We start from the raw sequence: 17,250 nt of genomic DNA, 5'->3' as shown, positions 1-17,250 counted from the left end.
GGCATTCCTCTCGGGGATCTTGAAGCTTGAACTCTGCCCATGCAGAGTGCGCAGCGGATGTTTCCGAGAGGGCTCGCGTGTGTTTCGCGTCTGTTACCGGTTGTTCCCTATCCGAGCAGGGCGTCGACGAAGGCTGGCGGCTCGAACGGGGCAAGATCGTCGGGCCCCTCCCCGAGGCCAACAAGCTTCACCGGCACGCCGAGTTCACGCTGCACGTGAAAAACGATGCCGCCCTTGGCTGTTCCGTCAAGTTTGGTGAGCACCACACCGGTGATGTCCACCACGTCAGCGAACACGCGTGCCTGCGCCAAACCGTTCTGCCCAATGGTGGAGTCGAGAACCAGCAGCACCTCGTCCACCTCGGCCCGGCGCTCCACGACACGTTTGATCTTGCCGAGCTCATCCATGAGACCGGTCTTGGTGTGCAGTCGTCCGGCGGTGTCGACCACGACGACATCCGCGCCGTCCCGGATCCCAGCGTCGACGGCATCGAACGCGACCGACGCGGGATCGGCGCCCTCGGCACCGCGCACCACCTGGGCACCCACACGCTGCCCCCAGGCCTGCAGCTGATCGGCCGCAGCGGCACGGAAGGTGTCGGCGGCCCCGAGCACGACCCGGCGGCCGTCGGCGACCAGCACGCGGGCCAACTTGCCGACGGTGGTGGTCTTACCCGTGCCGTTCACCCCGACGATGAGCAGCACCGAAGGCTTGTCGTTGTGTGGCAGCGCCTTGATCGACCGGTCAAGGTCTGGCCGCAACTCGTCGATGAGCACCTCGCGCAGCAGTGCCCGTGCCTGCGACTCGGTGCGCACGCTGCGTGCCGCCATCTCGCTGCGCAGCCTGTCCACGATCGAGGTGGTGACTGCGGTGCCGAGGTCGGCGATCAGCAGGGTGTCCTCGACCTCTTCCCACGATTCCTCGTCGAGGTCTCCGGCACCCAGCAGCCCAAGCAGGCCCCTGCCCACAGCGTTCTGCGAGCTGGCCAGCCGTCCCCGCAACCGATCGAGTCGTCCCGCCACCGGTGCGATCTCATCGAGTACCGCCGCGGGCTCCGGTTCTGGCTCAGGCGCGGGTTCGGGTTCGGGTTCGGGCTCAGTGACCGGTTCCGGTTCGGATGCCGCGACCGGTTCGGGCTCGGGTTCCGGAGCTGGCTCCGGTAGCTCGACATTGGAAATAGTGCGCCGGGGTGCGTCCCGCGGAACTTCGGCATCATCGCCCACGCTGGGCACGGGGGTCGCTTGCGCACCGCCCTCGCTGAAGGTGATGGTGGAGCCGGCGGTGTACCCGCCGGAACGGTCGGTCGGTGTGGCGCCCTCGGTGATCCCGGTGTTTTTGTCGGAACGTGTCAGGCTGATACGACGGGAGCGGTAACGCACCAGTCCGAAGACCAATGCAGCAAAAACCACGACGGCGACGATCGCTATGGCGATCCACACTTCAAGAGGCACCAGGGCATTGTTACAGGAACGCAAGAAGCGCCACATTGACGCCTGCCTGAGCGATCCAGTGCAGTACGTCACCCGAACCACCGGCCTGGAACGACTCGACCTGCCGTATATGGCGTTGCCGAACTCCAATCTCGCCCGGGTTGACCTGTCCACCGAGTTCCTGGGCAAGCGATTGGCCGCGCCGGTCCTCATCGGCGCGATGACGGGCGGCGCGAAGCTTTCGGCCACCATCAATCGCAACCTTGCGGCCGCCGCCCAGGAGCTCGGCATCGGCATGATGCTCGGTTCTCAACGGGTGATGTTGGTAGATCCCGAGAGCGCCGGCACCTTCGCGGTGCGCGACGTGGCACCCGACATCTTGCTCATTGGAAACATCGGGCTCGCGCAGCTCGGCAACATCGCCGCTGCCGCGCAGCTCACTGACCTGGTGCGGCGGGTCGGAGCGAACGCGCTGGCGGTGCACACCAATCCGCTGCAAGAAGCCGTGCAGCCCGACGGCGATACCGATTTCACCGGTCAGGTGTACCGGCTCGCAGAGCTGACTCACGCGGTCGATTTCCCCGTGCTGCTCAAGGAGGTCGGTCACGGAATCAGCGGGGCCGCCGCGCGCCGCCTCGGTGGATGCCGACTCGCGGCCATCGATGTCGCGGGTGCTGGCGGCACATCCTGGGCCCGGGTCGAGCAGTTCGTTCGGTTCGGCGCCATTACCTCGCCCGAGCTCGCCGAATGGGGCATCCCGACGGCTGAGGCCCTCGTCGAGGTGCATGCCGAGCTGCCGCATCTGCCCCTGATTGGCTCGGGCGGAATCCGCACCGGCATGGATGCCGCCAAGGCAATCGCGCTGGGAGCGAGCGTCGTGTCCGTCGCGCTCCCACTCCTGGCACCAGCGGTGCAATCGCCGCAGGCCGTAATCGCCTGGCTCGAACACTTCCTCGACGAGCTGCGCATCGCCATGCACTGCGCCGACGTCAACACGATCGCGGATCTGAGTCGAATTTCACTGCGTCCCCGTCCAAGCCTCCGCTAAACGCAAGACACCCGTCATACACTGCGGGAGTCACATCTCGTCCCAGGAGGTTCTTGGCATGAATATCCAATTCGGGGGACGTAACAAGTTTCGGGCCCAGAAAGTTCGAGCCCAGAGGGCTCGGACACTGACGAGGACCTTTACGGTCGCCGTCGCAGTGTTGTTGATATCGACCGGCATCGTCCGGGCGCCAACGGCGCGCGCCGATTCCCTCCTCGATTTCACCGGTACCACCGTCTCGGGGGCACCCTTTAACGGGGCCAGCCTCAAAGGCAAGCCGGTCGTGCTGTGGTTCTGGGCTGCGTATTGCCCGTTCTGCAATGGCGAGGGACCGCATGTGAGTGCGGTATCGGCGGCTAACCCCCGCGTCACCTTCGTCGGCATCTCCGGCCGCGGTTCCGTCGGAGATATGGAGGGATTCATCTCGCGCTACAACCTCCACTTCACCAATCTCAATGACGCCGACGGTTCGTTGTGGCGGCAGTTCGGAGTGCCCTGGCAGCCGGCGTACTTGTTCATCAATTCCAACGGCACCTCGGACTTTGTGAACAACCCGACGTCATCGATGTCCGAGCAGGAGCTCAGCGACCGGGTGAAGGCACTCACCTGACATCTCTGGCCTTTGCGGCCGGGCTCATCGCCGCGCTCAACCCGTGCGGTTTTGCGTTGCTCCCGGTCTATCTCGCGCTCGTCGTGCGCGGACCCGGTGCCGATATCGGGAAGACGCGGGCTCTCGGCCGCGCCGTCATCGCCACCGTGGTGATGGCAGCGGGGTTCGTCGCGGTCTTTACCGTCTTCGGCTTGTTGACGGTGTCGGTCGCGTCCGTAGTGCAGCGTTACTTGCCTTTTGTGACAGTCGTTTTCGGAATCGGTCTGGTGATTCTGGGGCTGTGGCTGCTCTCGGGCCGCGACATCATCGCGCTCATGCCCAAGGTGCTCGATGCGAACGCTCCCACCACCCGGCTGGGTTCCATGTTCGGCTATGGCGTGGGATACGCGGTGGCCTCGCTGTCCTGCACCATCGGCCCATTCCTCGCGGTGACCAGCACGACCTTCGAGAGCGGCTCCTTGTTCGACGGTGTCATGGTCTACCTGGCCTACGCCGCCGGTATCACCCTCGTGGTGGGCACGCTGGCCGTATCCACCGCACTGGCAAGCACGGTGCTGTTGAACGGCATGCGCCGCGCGCTGCCCTACTTGAACCGGATCAGCGGTGGCATTCTGCTTGTGGTCGGCGCCTACGTGGGCTATTACGGCAGCTACGAGGTCAGGTTGTTCCACGCCAATGGCAACCCGGATGACCCGATCATCAACGCGGCCGGGAGGATTCAGCGTGCGATCTCTGGCTGGGTGTACCTGCACGGCGCCTGGCCGTGGTTGTTCATCCTCGGCTTAGCGGCGGTCGGTGCGGCGATCTGGTGGCGCAATACCGCCAAGGAATAGCACCCCGGGCGTAGGATATATGCATGACTAGCAATGAGACCGTCGCACCCGAGAAGGCAGGGTCTTGCGACAACCCGAACTGCACCTGCGCCGACTGTCAGTGTGGATCCAGCTGCTCCTGCGGTTCCGACAAGTAGTCCTCAGGGAATACCGGCCGCGGGTGAGCGTGTTCGCCGTGAGGTGACCACACCGGAGTTCACCCCGTACGGATTCTTCACTCACTACGAAACGGTGGACGCAGATCTTTTGCGGGCCATCGAGGACCTCGGTTTCGATACCGCATGGCTGGGCGGTTCGCCTCCGGCGGCTCTGCCATGGGTTGAACCTCTCCTTGCCGCCACCGAGCGCATCCGGATCGTGACCGCGATCGTCAACATCTGGTCCGCGCCCGCGCGGGAAGCCGGTCAATCGTGGCAGCGCATCGAGACGGCTCACCCCGGGCGATTCATTCTCGGTATCGGTGCCGGCCATCCCGAAATCGACAGCGGCGTTCCCTACAAGCCGTACTCCGGGCTGGTCGAGTATCTCGACGTACTCGACGAGGTAGGAGTTCCCGTGGAAGGTCGGGGTCTGGCAGCGCTCGCGGAGAAGTCGCTCAAGCTTGCCGCCGAGCGCTCGGCGCTCGCGCACCCGTATCTCACTCCGCCATCGCATACTCGCTGGGCTCGTGAGCTCCTGGGACCCGATGCGATCATCGTCCCCGAGCAGAAGGTGGTACTCACCACCGATGCCGATGAGGCCCGTGCGATCGGGCGCCAGGCGCTGGACATGTATCTCGGCCTGACCAACTACCTGACCATGCTGGAGCGGTTCGCGGGCAGTACGGAAGATTTGGCCAGGCCCGGCAGCGACAAGCTGGTGGATTCCCTTGTCGCGTACGGCACTCCGGAACAGATCGCCGCCCGACTGCAGGAGCATCGGGATGCCGGCGCCACCCAGGTGGCAATCCAGGTACTCGGTGATCCTGCCAAACGCGCTGAGGGGCTAGGTATTTTGAGCCGCGAGCTGGGTCTCTAGCCCACGCATCCGCTGCGAGACAACCTGCGTGATGCCATCGTCGCGCATGCTCACGCCGTAGAGCGCGTCGGCGACCTCCATGGTCGGCTTCTGGTGGGTAATGACGATGAGCTGCGACTTCTCTCGCAGCTGCTCGAACAGGCCGATCAGGCGCTGCAGGTTGACATCATCGAGGGCGGCTTCCACCTCGTCCATCACGTAGAAGGGTGAGGGCCGCGCACGGAAGATCGCCACCAGCATGGCAACCGCGGTCAGCGACTTCTCTCCGCCGGAGAGCAGTGACAAGCGCTTGACCTTCTTGCCGGGCGGGCGCGCCTCCACCTCGATACCGGTGGTGAGCATGTCATTGGGGTCGGTGAGCACCAACCGGCCTTCGCCACCGGGGAACAGTGAGGAAAACACTCCCTTGAACTCGCGCTCCACATCCGCATAGGCCTCGGTGAACACCTGCAGAATGCGCTCGTCTACGTCGGCAACCACATCGAGCAGATCCTTACGGGCGGCCTTAACGTCCTCCAGCTGTGTAGACAGGAAGTTGTAGCGCTCCTCCAGCGCCGCGAACTCTTCCAGGGCAAGGGGATTCACCTTGCCCAGCTCGCGCAGATCCTTCTCGGCACGCTTGGCGCGGCGCTCCTGGGTGTCCCTGTCGAACGGCATCGGCTGTGGGGCGCTCACCTGCTCCCCACGCTCACGAGCCTGCTCGTATTCGTCCATCTCCTGCTGCGTGGGCGGCAGCTCGGCATGCGGGCCGTACTCGGCGATCAGGTCGTCGGCGGCCATACCGAACTGTTCAAGCACCTGTTCCGAAAGCTGCTCGATACGCAGCGCCGCTTGGGCTTTGGCGACTTCGTCGCGATGCAGCGCATCGGTGAGACGAGCCTGAGCGGCAGTCAGTTCGCGGGCCTGGTCGCGCACGGCGCCGAGCGCCGATGTGTGCTGCGCGCGGGTGGCACCGAGTCGGTCCCGACGCGCGGACGCTGCGGCCACCACATGTTCAAGACGGGCGGCAACCAGCCGTCCGGACTCTGCCACGGCGGCCGCGACCGCGGCCGCCCGCATCCGGGCGGCGGCTGCCCGCTCGGACCGCGCTCGCGCCTCGCGTTCGGCCGTCGCGGCGCGGCGCAACGAATCAGCTTTACCGCGAACCGAATTCACTCGCTCTTCGGAGGTGCGTACCGCCAGCCGCGCCTCGATCTCGACCGAACGCGCCTCTTCCAGCTCGATGGCCATGTCGTCGCGATCAATGGGCTCATCGTCGAAAAGGTTGGGCGCCTCTTCGGCATTGCGCAGCCGCGACTCGACCTCGGCCAGCTCCTCCATGGTCTTGGCACGGCCGAGCTCGAGCTGATCGCGTTGCAGGGTGAGTTTCCTCACCTCGTCAGCGGCGACACGCGCGTCTTGCCCGACGCGGCCCAACTGCTCATACACCGCCGAGATGGCCGCATCGGACTCGTTGAGGGCGGCCAAGGCCTGCTCGGCGGTGTCCTGACGCGCCGTCTGCTCGGCGAGCGCACCGGACAACGCGGCGGAGATCTCGCCCACCTGAATCTCGGTGGCCCGCAGCTCTTCTCCCGCAGCCTCGATGGCGGCCTGGATCTCCAGGGTGCTCTGCTTCTTGTCAGATCCGCCGGCAACCCATCCGGCACCCACCCGGTCACCGTCGATGGTCACGGCGCGCAGCAGCGGGTTGGCCAGCACCACCTCGATCGCGGCGCCGAGCTCATCGACCACCACCACCGAGGCCAGCATCGCCGACACCGCCGTGGCGAGCCGCTCGGGTGCCTCGACCAAGTCGGCAGCCCAGTGCGCACCGGGAGGCAGACTGATCGCGGGGCGCACATGCGTGTGCGCGGGCCACTCGCCGAACACGATTGCCGCCCGCCCGCCATCGGAGGCCTTCAACGCGGCCACGGCCGCTTGCGCGGCGGCCGGATTCTCCGCGGCCACCGCGTCGGCGGCCGGTCCCATCGCCGTCGCGATGGCACCCTGGTATCCGGGCCGCACCTTGACCAGCTGTGCAATCGATCCGAAAATCCCAGCACCACTGCGATTCTCGGAGAGCCACGCCGAACCATCCTTGCGTTCCAGACCGATGGCCAGTGCGTCGATTCGCGCCTTGAGCGAAGCGATCTGCCGTTCCGCCTGGCGCTCGGCCGACAGCAATTCAGCGACGCGTTCATTGGCGATCGACAGCGCCGAGACCGAACGCTCGTGATGTTCGTCCAGCCCGACCTCACCCTGATCCAGCTCGGCCACACGCGCCTTGACGGTGTCGAACTCGCCCTGCGCGGCCTCGCCGCGCAGGGTCGCCTCCCTGATCGTCTCGGTGAGTCGCTGCGCCTGGCCGTCGATCGATTCCAGTCTGGTGCGCATGGTATCGACCTGGCCAGTGAGCCGGGCCAGACCCTCGCGGCGATCCGCCTCGGCGGCCACGGCGGCCATATGTTGCCGCTGCGCCTGGGCGACCGCGGCCTCCTTGGCGGCGAGCTCAGCCTTCGCCAAGGTCAGCTGCTCGGTGACCGTTTCCAACTGTGCGATCAGCAGTCGCTCCTGCTCGGCGACGCGCTCCGCCTGTGCCTCGAGCTCCTCCGGGTCCGGTCCTGTCGGCGCGGCCACCACCTCATCGAGGTGGCTGGCACGCTCGCCGGCGATCCGGACCGTGGCGCTGACGCGTTCGGCGAGCGCCGAGAGCCGGAACCAAGTCTGCTGAGCCAGTTCGGCCTGCGGCATCAGCTCGTTGAGTGCCGCCTCATGCTCGGCCAGCAGCGCGGTTGCCACGTCCAGCTTCTCGGTGATCTCCGAGTGTTGCTTGCGCAGCGCGGTCTCGGCATCGTTGGTTCCGTCGAAATCCGCCCGGCGGGTAACCAGATCATCGGCGGCCAGGCGCAGTCGCGCATCTCGCAGATCGGCCTGCACGGTGGCTGCGCGACGCGCGACCTCCGCTTGGCGGCCAAGGGGTTTGAGCTGGCGGCGCAATTCGGTGGTGAGGTCGGTGAGCCTGGCCAGATTGGCGGCCATCGACTCGAGCTTGCGGACCGCCTTTTCTTTGCGCTTGCGATGCTTGAGCACACCAGCGGCCTCTTCGATGAAGGCGCGGCGATCCTCCGGCCGAGACTCCAGGATCTGCGAGAGCCGCCCCTGCCCCACGATGACGTGCATTTCCCGGCCGATGCCCGAGTCGGACAGCAGCTCCTGGACGTCCATCAGCCGACAGCTCTGGCCGTTGATCTCGTACTCGCCCGCGCCGTCCCGGAACATCCGGCGGGTGATCGAGACCTCGGAGTACTCGATCGGCAGCGCATGGTCGGAGTTGTCGATCGTCAACGTGACTTCAGCGCGGCCCAGCGGGGCGCGAGTCGATGTACCCGCGAAGATGACGTCTTCCATCTTGCCGCCGCGCAGGGCCTTGGCGCCCTGTTCGCCCATCACCCAGGACAGGGCGTCCACGACATTGGACTTACCCGATCCGTTAGGGCCGACCACACAGGTAATACCGGGTTCCAGGCGCAGAGTCGTCGGCGAAGCAAAGGACTTGAAGCCCTTCAGCGTCAGACTCTTGAGGTGCACAGCGGGCCAGAATACCGGTCTTAGCGCTAACGCTCGGTAAACCCGGAGATGGGCTCGCCGGACTGCTGCCAGCTATCCACCACAAGATCTACGCGACCTGGCGTTTCACCGCTGTTCAACTTCGCAAGCAGCTGTTCACACGCGGCCTTGTCCCCCTGCGCGACGACATGCACCCGCCCGTCACGTGTGTTGGCCGCATATCCGGTCAGGCCGAGTTCAAGGGCGCGGGATCGCACCCACCAACGGAACCCGACCCCTTGGACGTGGCCGTGCACCCACGCGGACAAGCGGATGTCCGGCATCTGCTACCCGTCTTCGTGCGAGCGGTCGTCCACCGCGAAGTTCACCTCGGCTCCCGCCTTCAAGGTGCGTCCGACCGTGCATACCTGGTCGACGGCGCGTTCCACGACGGTGAGCACCCGTGCGCGTTCCTCGGGAGTAAGCGCACTCAGGTCGATGACCATCTTCTCGTCGAGAACCGGGTAGCGCTCTTGCTCCCGATCGGCGGGGCCGCTGACGTCGATGCGCACCTGATAGTCCTCACCTAGGCGGCGGGCGAGAGGCTGATCGCTGGACATTCCGCTACAGGCCGCAAGGGCGATCTTGAGGAGCTCCCCCGGGGTGAACACCCCGTCGACGGTCTCCGACCCAATCAGCACGTGCGCACCTCGGGAGCTGTGCCCCGTGTAGCGGCGATTGCCCGTACGCTCTACCCATAATGACGTCACGCCCGCAATGTTATGTAATTGCCGCCGCCATCATGGCCGCGGCGATTAGCGGTGCTTCATTTTTCTCGGCGCCAACCGCTGCGGCGGAGCCCGTAGTGACGCTAGAGTCGCTTCTGCTGCGTCCGTACAGCGAGGTGCGGGCGCAGTTGTTGTCTGGTTCCTGGGCTCCTCGCATCGAGGAGCTGGTGTATATCCCGCCCGGTGAGCCCAAGATCGTGCCGACATCGGCGATGCGCCAGACCTTCACGGTGGTCGACACCTGCTTCACCAAACGGATCACTCCGATGGGTATCTACCTTCTGCTGGCCTCACCGGAAACCGTGGAGAAGGTCGGCGCCGACAATTTCCGGGCCACCTACGGGCAGTTGGTGCCCAAGTACCGTCCGGGCTGCGATCCCGACGTTCAACAGATCGATCTGGGCCGCCCGCCCTTCTGACCTATCACTCCTGGAAGCGGTATCCCATACCCGCCTCGGTGAGCAGGTGTTTCGGATGAGCCGGATCGATCTCCAGCTTGCGTCGTAGCTGCGCCAGATACACACGTAGATAGTGAGTTTCGGAGCTGTACGCCGGGCCCCAGACCTCATGGAGCAGTTCCTTTTGCCCGACAAGTTTTCCGCGGTTACGCACCAGCACTGCCAGCATCGACCATTCGGTAGGCGTCAGATGCACTTCCCTGCCGTCGCGAATCACCTTGTGCGAGGACAGGTCCACGTCGAATGTCTCGGTATGGACCACCGGTTCGGCGCTATCTGGAGTGCCACGGCGCACCGCGGCCCGCAGCCGGGCCAGGAACTCATCCATGCCAAAGGGTTTGGTCACGTAATCGTCGGCACCCGCATCGAGGGCTTCGACCTTGTCCGCCGAATCGGTGCGCGCCGACAGCACGATCACCGGAACCTCAGTCCATCCGCGCAGCCCGGCCAGCACCTCGGTGCCATCCATATCGGGCAGCCCGAGGTCCAAGATCACCACCTCGGGCTGAGTCTCGGCGGCCGCGCGCAGGGCGCCCGCTCCTGATGAAGCGGTCACCACCTCGTAACCGCGCGCCGACAAGTTGATCCGCAGAGCGCGCAGAATCTGCGGCTCATCGTCGACCACCAGCACCCGTGTCACCGGATCCCCCCGATAGGGGAGAAACCAGCACTGGGCAGATCGACGATCATGGTCAGACCGCCGCCGGCCGTGTCGGTCGCATTCACCGTGCCCTCCATCGCTTCCACAAAACCCCTCACCACCGAAAGACCAAGCCCCACACCGACTGTGTTATCACGATCGCCGAGACGTTGGAAGGCATCAAACGCCGCACCGCGTTTTGACGCTTCCAGGCCCTTCCCGTGGTCGGCGACGATCACCAGCGTGCGACCCTCTACTTCCTCGTAATTGACCCGCACGTCTGCTTGTGAGTATCGCAGCGCATTGTCGACAAGGTTGGCCAAAACGCGTTCCAGCAGGCCCGGATCTGCCCGAACCACCGCACCGTTCAAGTCCAGGTGCACCCGTTTGCGATCGTTCTCGGTGGTACCCAACAGGGCCCGGTGCGCGATTTCCTCGACGTACACCGGCACGGCGCGGGGTTTGACGACCCCCGCTGCCAGTCGCGACGAGTCCAGCAGATTGCCCACCAGAGCGGTGAGTTGATCGGTCGACTCCTCCACGGTGGCAAGCAGTTCGGCGGTGTCCTCGGGTGAAAATTCAATATCGGGACTGCGCAGGCTCGATACAGCGGCCTTGACCGCGGCGAGCGGTGTACGCAGGTCATGACTCACCGCCGATAACAGCGCCCGGCGCAACCGATCGGCCTCGGCGAGGGCCGTGGCCTGCGACGCCTCCTCGGCCAGGCGAGCCGAACGAACCAGACCCACCGCCGTTCCGGCGACCACCTGCAGCACCCGCGCATCGGCGGACGGCACCGGGGGCCCGATGAGCGCCAATGCGTACGCACCATCGTCGACCCGGAACACTGAGTCGGCCTCCGATTCCCGCGTGGGGGGCTGCTCCCCCACGCTCGCGACAGCTGGTCCCTCCGCGCACAGCAGACTCACCGCCGTCTGGTTGTAGGTGGTGCGCACCCGCTCCAGCAGGGCCGAGAGGTCCGAATTGACCAGGACACCACCGGCGAAGAGCGCGAGTAGTTCCGCTTCACGGGCCGCCCGCCGTGCCTGCCGTGCGCGGGTGGCGGCCGCATCGACCAAGGCCGCGACGGCGACGGCAGTCACCATGATCATCAAGATGGTCAGTGCGTTATCGGTCTCACCGATGGTGAAGCTGTACCGGGGTGAGACGAACAGATAGTTGAGCAACAGACCTGAGATGATTGCGGATACCAATGCGGTCGATACACCACCGAGTAATGAAACGCCCAGTACCGCAATGAGAAACAGTGCGCTCTTGCTGCCCACCCCGAGCGCGGCATCGAAGAAGTGAATGAACAATGCGGTGGCCGCGGGCACCAGGATCGCCGCGAGCCAGTTGATGACGAGCCGCTTTCGCCCCTCGGCCGGTACCGTCCAGCTGCGCAGCGGAGCCGACCGGGTCTGTCCGTGCGTCACCATGTGCACGTCGATGGCTCCGGAATCGCGAATGACGGCCGCGGCAACGCCTTCGTCGAAGATGCGAGCCCATCGTGAGCGCCGGGAGGTGCCCATGACCAACTGGGTGGCATTGACGCCGCGGGCGAAGTCCAGCAGCGTCTGCGGCACGTCGTCCCCGGTGACGGTTTGCACCGAGGCGCCAATGTCGTTGGCCAGCCGCCGCACCTTGCCCATCACGGCTGTCGAGGCGCCCACCAGGCCGTCACCACGCACTACGTGGACAACCAGTAGTTCGGCACTCGACTTCGCGGCAATCCGGCTTGCCCGGCGTACCAGGGTCTCCGACTCGGGACCACCGGTGACCGCGACCACCACACGCTCGCGCGCCTCCCAGGTCTTGGTGATTCTGTTGTCCGAGCGGTATTTGGCGAGTGCGGCATCCACCTGGTCGGCGAGCCACAGCAGCGCGAGTTCACGCAAGGCCGTGAGGTTACCGGTACGAAAGTAGTTGCTCAGTGCCGAACCGACCTTCTCCGGTGCGTAGACGTTGCCATGAACCATTCTGCGCCGCAACGCCTCCGGCGTGATGTCAACAAGCTCTACCTGCTCGGCACGGCGCACCACCGCATCAGGCACGGTCTCACGCTGCACAATCCCGGTGATCTGCTCAACGACATCGTTCAGACTCTCCAGGTGTTGCACGTTGATCGTGGTGAGCACATCGATCCCGGCATCGAGAATCTCATCGATATCCTGCCAGCGCTTGGGATTCCGACTGCCCGGCACATTGGTGTGCGCCATCTCGTCGATGAGCACCAAAGCCGGCTGGCGCTCGATCACCGCGTCGACGTCCAGCTCGTACATGGCGGTTCCGCGATACGTCATCTCCTTGGGCGGGATGAGCTCCAAACCATCGAGCAATTGGGCAGTCTTGCTGCGGCCGTGGGTCTCCACGACCGCGGCCACCACATCGGTGCCCCGGCTAGCCCGGCGGTGTGCCTCGTTGAGCATGGCGTAGGTCTTGCCTACTCCTGGCGCGGCCCCCAGATAGATCCGCAGTGTCCCGCGCGGCAATGTCTCTCCTTCATCGGCAGGGCGGGCCGGTGAGGCCCAGTGCCACGTTCAGCGTGGGCACGTTAACCCGCGGCCCTCCCAGAATGCCCCATTGCCGTGACGACGTGTGCGCATCCACGAGCTCTTTCACCCGGGCCTGGCTCAGCCCGGTCGCCGCCGCGACCCGTGGTATCTGCAGCGCGGCGTACTCCGGGCTGATATCGGGGTCCAGACTCGACCCCGATCCGGTCACCGCGTCGGCGGGAATCCGTGTGGGATCGACGCTCTCGCGTGAGGCGATGGTCGCGCGACGCCCCTCGATATCTGTCTTCAGCTTCTCACTGTTGGGGCCCTGGTTCGAGGGCAACCCCGCTGCGGGATCGCCGCTGGTACGGGTATGAAAATAGGGGTCAGTAGCGCCCGGTGCCGCTTGCGGATCCACTCCGATGAGCGAAGATCCCACGACACAGCCGTTACGGTCCTCCAGTGGCGAGCCTTCGGCGGCCGCCGAGTCGATGCGGCCGAACACCCATACCGTGGCCGGGTAGGCGATACCCAGGACCACAGTCAGGCCCAGCAGCACGACCAGGCCCGCCACACTCTGACGCAGCCACGCGATCACAATCTTGTTCACGAGATCACCCAATTCCCGGTAGGAAACGCACGACCAGATCGATCAGCCAGATCCCCACAAAGGGAACGATCACGCCACCGAGGCCGTAAATCAACAGGTTTCGCCGCAGCAGCTCCCCGGCGCCCACCGGTCGATAGCGGACACCTTTGAGTGCCAAAGGAACCAACGCGATGATCACCAGGGCGTTGAAGATGACCGCCGAGAGAATCGCCGATTGCGGAGTGGCCAGCCGCATGATGTTCAGCGAATTCAGTTGCGGGTAGATGCCACTGAACAGCGCGGGCAGGATCGCGAAGTACTTCGCGAGGTCGTTGGCCAGCGAGAAGGTGGTCAACGCGCCCCGGGTGATCAGCAGCTGCTTGCCGATGGCCACCACGTCGATGAGCTTGGTGGGGTCGGAATCGAGGTCCACCATGTTCCCGGCTTCCTTGGCCGCCGATGTGCCGGTGTTCATGGCCACGCCCACGTCCGCTTGTGCCAGCGCTGGAGCGTCGTTGGTACCGTCACCGGTCATCGCGACGAGGCGTCCGGCCCTCTGTTCCTTACGCAGCAGCTCCAGCTTGTCTTCCGGGGTGGCCTCGGCGACGAAGTCGTCGACACCGGCCTCGGCGGCGATCTGCTTGGCGGTCAAGGGGTTATCACCGGTCACCATGATGGTGCGGATACCCATGGCTCGCATCTGGGCGAACCGTTCGGCCATACCGGGCTTCACCACATCGGAGAGCCGAATCACGCCCAGCAGGCGGGTGCCCGTGCTGTCATGGTCGGCGACCACCAGCGGCGTGCCGCCCTCACCGGCCACGTGGTCGGCGGACTTTCGGACCGCGACCACCACTGGGTCGTCTTCCTGGACGCCGGAAAGGCTGGCCACCCAGGTGAACACCGCATCGGAGGCACCCTTGCGGATCTGCCTGCCCTCGACGGTATCTAACCCACTCATCCTGGTGGCCGCGGTGAAGGCCACGAAATCGCCCTCAATCGAACCCTCACCACTTCGTTCCCCCGCCGCATCGCTCGCCCCGGCGGCCAGTTCCACAATGCTGCGGCCCTCGGGGGTCTCGTCGGCGAGACTGGACGCCCGCGCCGCCTGAGCCAGGGTGTCATGCGAAATACCTGGTGCGACAATGAATTCGGTAGCCTGACGATTACCGAAGGTGATGGTGCCCGTCTTGTCCATCAGGAGGACGTCGATATCGCCGGCGGCTTCCACCGCGCGGCCCGACTTGGCCAGGACGTTGTGTTGCACCAGCCGGTCCATGCCGGCGATGCCGATCGCCGACATCAGGGCGCCGATGGTGGTGGGAATCAGGCAGACGAGCAATGCGATGAGCTTGATCGGATCTTGTTGTTCCCCACCGTAGTTGCCCATCGGACCCAATGCGACGACCGCCAGCAGGAAGATGATGGTGAGCGAGGCCAGCAGGATGTTGAGCGCGATCTCGTTCGGAGTCTTCTGGCGCGAGGCGCCTTCGACCAGTGCGATCATCCGGTCGACGAAGGACTCACCCGGCGCCGCGGTGATCTGCACGATAACCCGGTCCGACAGCACCGTAGTGCCGCCGGTGACGGCACATCGGTCGCCACCGGATTCCCGTACCACGGGCGCTGACTCACCGGTGATGGCCGACTCGTCGACGGTGGCGATGCCTTCCACCACGTCGCCGTCGCCGGGGATGACCTGCCCGGCCTCGACCACGACCCGGTCCCCCGGTCGCAGCGAGCTGCCCGACACCTCCTCCTCGATCTCGTTACCGTTGCCGTCTCCCACCAACTTGCGGGCCACGGTGTCGCGCTTGACCTCTCGCAGGCTCGCCGCCTGCGCTTTCCCGCGCCCCTCGGCAACGGCCTCGGCCAGGTTCGCGAACACCACCGTGAACCACAGCCAGGCGGTGATGGCCCAAGCGAAGATCGACGGATGGAGGACGGCGAGCACGGTGGTGGCCACCGACCCGACGGACACCACGAACATCACCGGATTGCGGGCCATGTGCCGGGGATCGAGCTTGCGTACGGCAAGCGGTAGCGCCTTGACCAACTGGGTGGGGTCGAAGACTCCGGTGCTGACTACGGTCTTACTCACAGGACTGCCTCGGCGATCGGTCCCAGCGCCAGCGCCGGGAAGAAGGTGAGAGCGGCCACCAAGAGAACTGTGCCGGTGTGCAATCCGGCGAACATGGGGCCGTGGGTGTGCAGGGTTCCGGCCGATACCGGCGTCCTCTGCTGAGTGGCAAGCGATCCGGCCAGCGCCAGTGTGAAGATGATGGGCAGGAATCGGCCCAACAACATCGCCACACCGAGCGAGGCCTGGAACCAGTGGCTGGTCACCGTGAGGCCACCGAAGGCGCTACCGTTGTTGTTGGCGGCCGAGGCATAGGCATACAACACCTCGGAAAAGCCGTGAATGGACTGCGGGGTGCCCGGATCACCGCTGTTGCCTTGATATCCGGGCGTCGTCGACAGGGCCACCGAGATACCCGTGCCGATGAGCACGAGCGCCGGCATGACGAGCACGGACAGTGCGGCCATGGTGATCTGGCGTCGACCGATCTTCTTGCCCAGGAATTCCGGTGTGCGGCCTACCAACAGGCCACCGACGAACACCGCGATGATGGCCAGCACCAGGATGCCGTACAGGCCGGTTCCGACACCGCCGGGCGCGATCTCGCCAAACAGCATGTTCAGGATGAGGGCGCCACCGCCGGCGGCGGTGAAACTGTCGTGTGCGGCATCGACTGCACCCGTGGAGGTTCCGGTGGTCGCCACCGCGAACAAACTGCTGGTGGGGATGCCGAATCTGACTTCCTTGCCCTCCATCATGGCGCCGGCCGCCTGCGCCGCGATACCACGCGGGCTGGACTCCGCCCAGGTGACGAAGGCCAGCATGCCGCCGAAGAGGGTGGCCATCACCGACAGGACGGTCAGACCCTGGCGCTTGTCACCCACCATCGTCGAGTAGGTGCGGGTCAGGCAGACCGGGACAAGGAGGATGGCGAGGATCTCGACGATATTGCTCAGCGGTGTCGGGTTCTCGAAGGGGTGCGCGGAGTTGGCTGCCAGAATACCGCCACCATTGGTGCCGACCTCCTTGATGGCCTCCTGCGAGGCGACCGGAGCCAGGGCGATGTGCTGCGCGGTACCGTCCAGCCCGGTGGCGGTGAAGTGTGTGTACAGGGATTGAATGGTGCCCTGCGACAATAAGATCAGCGCGACAACGAAGGAAATCGGTAGCAGGATCCGCAGGCTTGCCCGCACCAGATCGACCCAGAAGTTGCCGAGCTCTCCCCCGGCCGATGTCCGCACGATGCCACGGATCAATGCGACCGCGACCGCGAGCCCCACCGCGGCGGACACGAAGTTCTGCACGGCAAGCCCGACCATCTGCGTCAGGTTGGTCATGGTGCTCTCGGGTGTGTACGACTGCCAGTTGGTGTTCGTGACGAACGAGACGGCGGTATTGAAGGCCACCGCTGGGCTCACCGCGCCCAGGTCACCCGAGAGGGGCAAGACCCCCTGGATGCGTTGCAGCAGATAGAGGAAGATCACGCTCGCGAACGAGAAGCCCAGCAGTGACAGGGTATAGCCCACCCAGGTCTGCTCGGTGTCCGGATCAACCCGTCCCGTGCGGTAGATGAGACGCTCGACGAGCGAGTGCTTGACGGTCGATGATCCGCTTGCGCGAAGAGAATGAGGACCTGTGAAGACGCGCGCCATGTAGTCCCCCAACGGGACATAACCGATGGCGAGCACCAAGATGACGAAACCGATCTGAAGACCGGCCGCCAGAGCGGAATTCACC

Annotated in this window: 14 protein-coding genes; 5 read left to right on the top strand and 9 right to left on the bottom strand. The window is 65.2% G+C overall.

Features of this window, described 5'->3' with window-relative positions:
- Positions 1-107: 107 nt before the first annotated feature.
- Positions 108-1,487 (bottom strand): signal recognition particle-docking protein FtsY, encoded by a 1,380-nt coding sequence (gene ftsY / locus B4394_RS11540; protein WP_502688522.1) that lies wholly within the window; start codon positions 1,485-1,487, stop codon positions 108-110.
- A 22-nt stretch (positions 1,488-1,509) separates the two neighbouring features.
- On the opposite strand from ftsY, the gene fni reads away from it, so the two are divergent.
- From fni to B4394_RS11520, 4 genes are all read left to right on the top strand, one after another.
- Positions 1,510-2,478, top strand: a complete 969-nt coding sequence (gene fni, locus B4394_RS11535; protein WP_286142040.1) for a type 2 isopentenyl-diphosphate Delta-isomerase — start codon at positions 1,510-1,512, stop codon at positions 2,476-2,478.
- A 58-nt stretch (positions 2,479-2,536) separates the two neighbouring features.
- Positions 2,537-3,088: a protein disulfide oxidoreductase gene (locus B4394_RS11530; protein ID WP_078308970.1), complete on the top strand. Its 552-nt coding sequence runs from the start codon at positions 2,537-2,539 to the stop codon at positions 3,086-3,088.
- Entirely contained in the window at positions 3,085-3,921 is an 837-nt protein-coding gene (locus B4394_RS11525; RefSeq protein ID WP_212566632.1) for a cytochrome c biogenesis CcdA family protein, read from the top strand. Before B4394_RS11530 ends, B4394_RS11525 begins: the two co-directional genes overlap by 4 nt.
- Positions 3,922-4,101: 180 nt before the next feature.
- A complete protein-coding gene (locus B4394_RS11520; protein WP_078315097.1) occupies positions 4,102-4,938 on the top strand; it encodes a TIGR03620 family F420-dependent LLM class oxidoreductase in 837 nt (278 codons plus the stop codon).
- On the opposite strand, the gene smc is transcribed toward B4394_RS11520, so the two are convergent.
- The 3 genes from smc to B4394_RS11505 are packed head-to-tail and all read right to left on the bottom strand — an operon-like array spanning position 4,906 to position 9,233.
- Complete coding sequence (gene smc / locus B4394_RS11515) at positions 4,906-8,505, bottom strand: chromosome segregation protein SMC (RefSeq protein ID WP_078315096.1); 3,600 nt, start codon at positions 8,503-8,505, stop codon at positions 4,906-4,908. The genes B4394_RS11520 and smc overlap by 33 nt on opposite strands.
- A 26-nt stretch (positions 8,506-8,531) precedes the next feature.
- The gene (locus B4394_RS11510) at positions 8,532-8,807 is read right to left on the bottom strand and encodes an acylphosphatase (protein WP_078308967.1); all 276 of its coding nucleotides are present in this window, start codon (positions 8,805-8,807) and stop codon (positions 8,532-8,534) included.
- Between the two features lie 3 nt (positions 8,808-8,810).
- The gene (locus tag B4394_RS11505; RefSeq protein WP_078308966.1) at positions 8,811-9,233 is read right to left on the bottom strand and encodes an OsmC family protein; all 423 of its coding nucleotides are present in this window, start codon (positions 9,231-9,233) and stop codon (positions 8,811-8,813) included.
- Between B4394_RS11505 and B4394_RS11500 the strand changes: the two genes are divergently transcribed.
- The gene (locus tag B4394_RS11500) at positions 9,224-9,670 is read left to right on the top strand and encodes a hypothetical protein (RefSeq protein WP_078308965.1); all 447 of its coding nucleotides are present in this window, start codon (positions 9,224-9,226) and stop codon (positions 9,668-9,670) included. The two genes, B4394_RS11505 and B4394_RS11500, sit on opposite strands and share 10 nt — an antisense overlap.
- 4 nt (positions 9,671-9,674) lie before the next feature.
- On the opposite strand, the gene B4394_RS11495 is transcribed toward B4394_RS11500, so the two are convergent.
- From B4394_RS11495 to kdpA, 5 genes are read right to left on the bottom strand one after another with little or no spacing between them, the layout of a single operon-like run.
- Complete coding sequence (locus B4394_RS11495; RefSeq protein WP_078295869.1) at positions 9,675-10,349, bottom strand: response regulator; 675 nt, start codon at positions 10,347-10,349, stop codon at positions 9,675-9,677.
- Positions 10,346-12,841 (bottom strand): DUF4118 domain-containing protein, encoded by a 2,496-nt coding sequence (locus tag B4394_RS11490; protein ID WP_078315095.1) that lies wholly within the window; start codon positions 12,839-12,841, stop codon positions 10,346-10,348. The genes B4394_RS11495 and B4394_RS11490 overlap by 4 nt, the downstream gene beginning before the upstream one ends.
- 10 nt (positions 12,842-12,851) lie before the next feature.
- Positions 12,852-13,454 (bottom strand): potassium-transporting ATPase subunit C, encoded by a 603-nt coding sequence (locus B4394_RS11485; protein ID WP_078315105.1) that lies wholly within the window; start codon positions 13,452-13,454, stop codon positions 12,852-12,854.
- 4 nt (positions 13,455-13,458) lie between these two features.
- A complete protein-coding gene (gene kdpB / locus B4394_RS11480; RefSeq protein ID WP_078315094.1) occupies positions 13,459-15,534 on the bottom strand; it encodes a potassium-transporting ATPase subunit KdpB in 2,076 nt (691 codons plus the stop codon).
- Entirely contained in the window at positions 15,531-17,249 is a 1,719-nt protein-coding gene (kdpA, locus tag B4394_RS11475; RefSeq protein ID WP_078315093.1) for a potassium-transporting ATPase subunit KdpA, read from the bottom strand. Before kdpA ends, kdpB begins: the two co-directional genes overlap by 4 nt.
- Position 17,250: the final 1 nt, after the last annotated feature.

The sequence above is a fragment of the Mycobacterium sp. D16Q16 genome (genome assembly GCF_002013745.1).
Lineage (GTDB): Bacteria > Actinomycetota > Actinomycetes > Mycobacteriales > Mycobacteriaceae > Mycobacterium.
This window is presented reverse-complemented; position numbering and strand designations above follow the sequence as displayed.

Excerpts from the sequence above, each read along its gene's own strand:
- ftsY (WP_502688522.1), bottom strand. The coding sequence starts at position 1,487 with ATGTGGCGCTTCTTGCGTTCCTGTAACAATGCCCTGGTGCCTCTTGAA.
- B4394_RS11530 (WP_078308970.1), top strand. The coding sequence starts at position 2,537 with ATGAATATCCAATTCGGGGGACGTAACAAGTTTCGGGCCCAGAAAGTT.
- B4394_RS11510 (WP_078308967.1), bottom strand. The coding sequence starts at position 8,807 with ATGCCGGACATCCGCTTGTCCGCGTGGGTGCACGGCCACGTCCAAGGG.
- B4394_RS11500 (WP_078308965.1), top strand. The coding sequence starts at position 9,224 with ATGACGTCACGCCCGCAATGTTATGTAATTGCCGCCGCCATCATGGCC.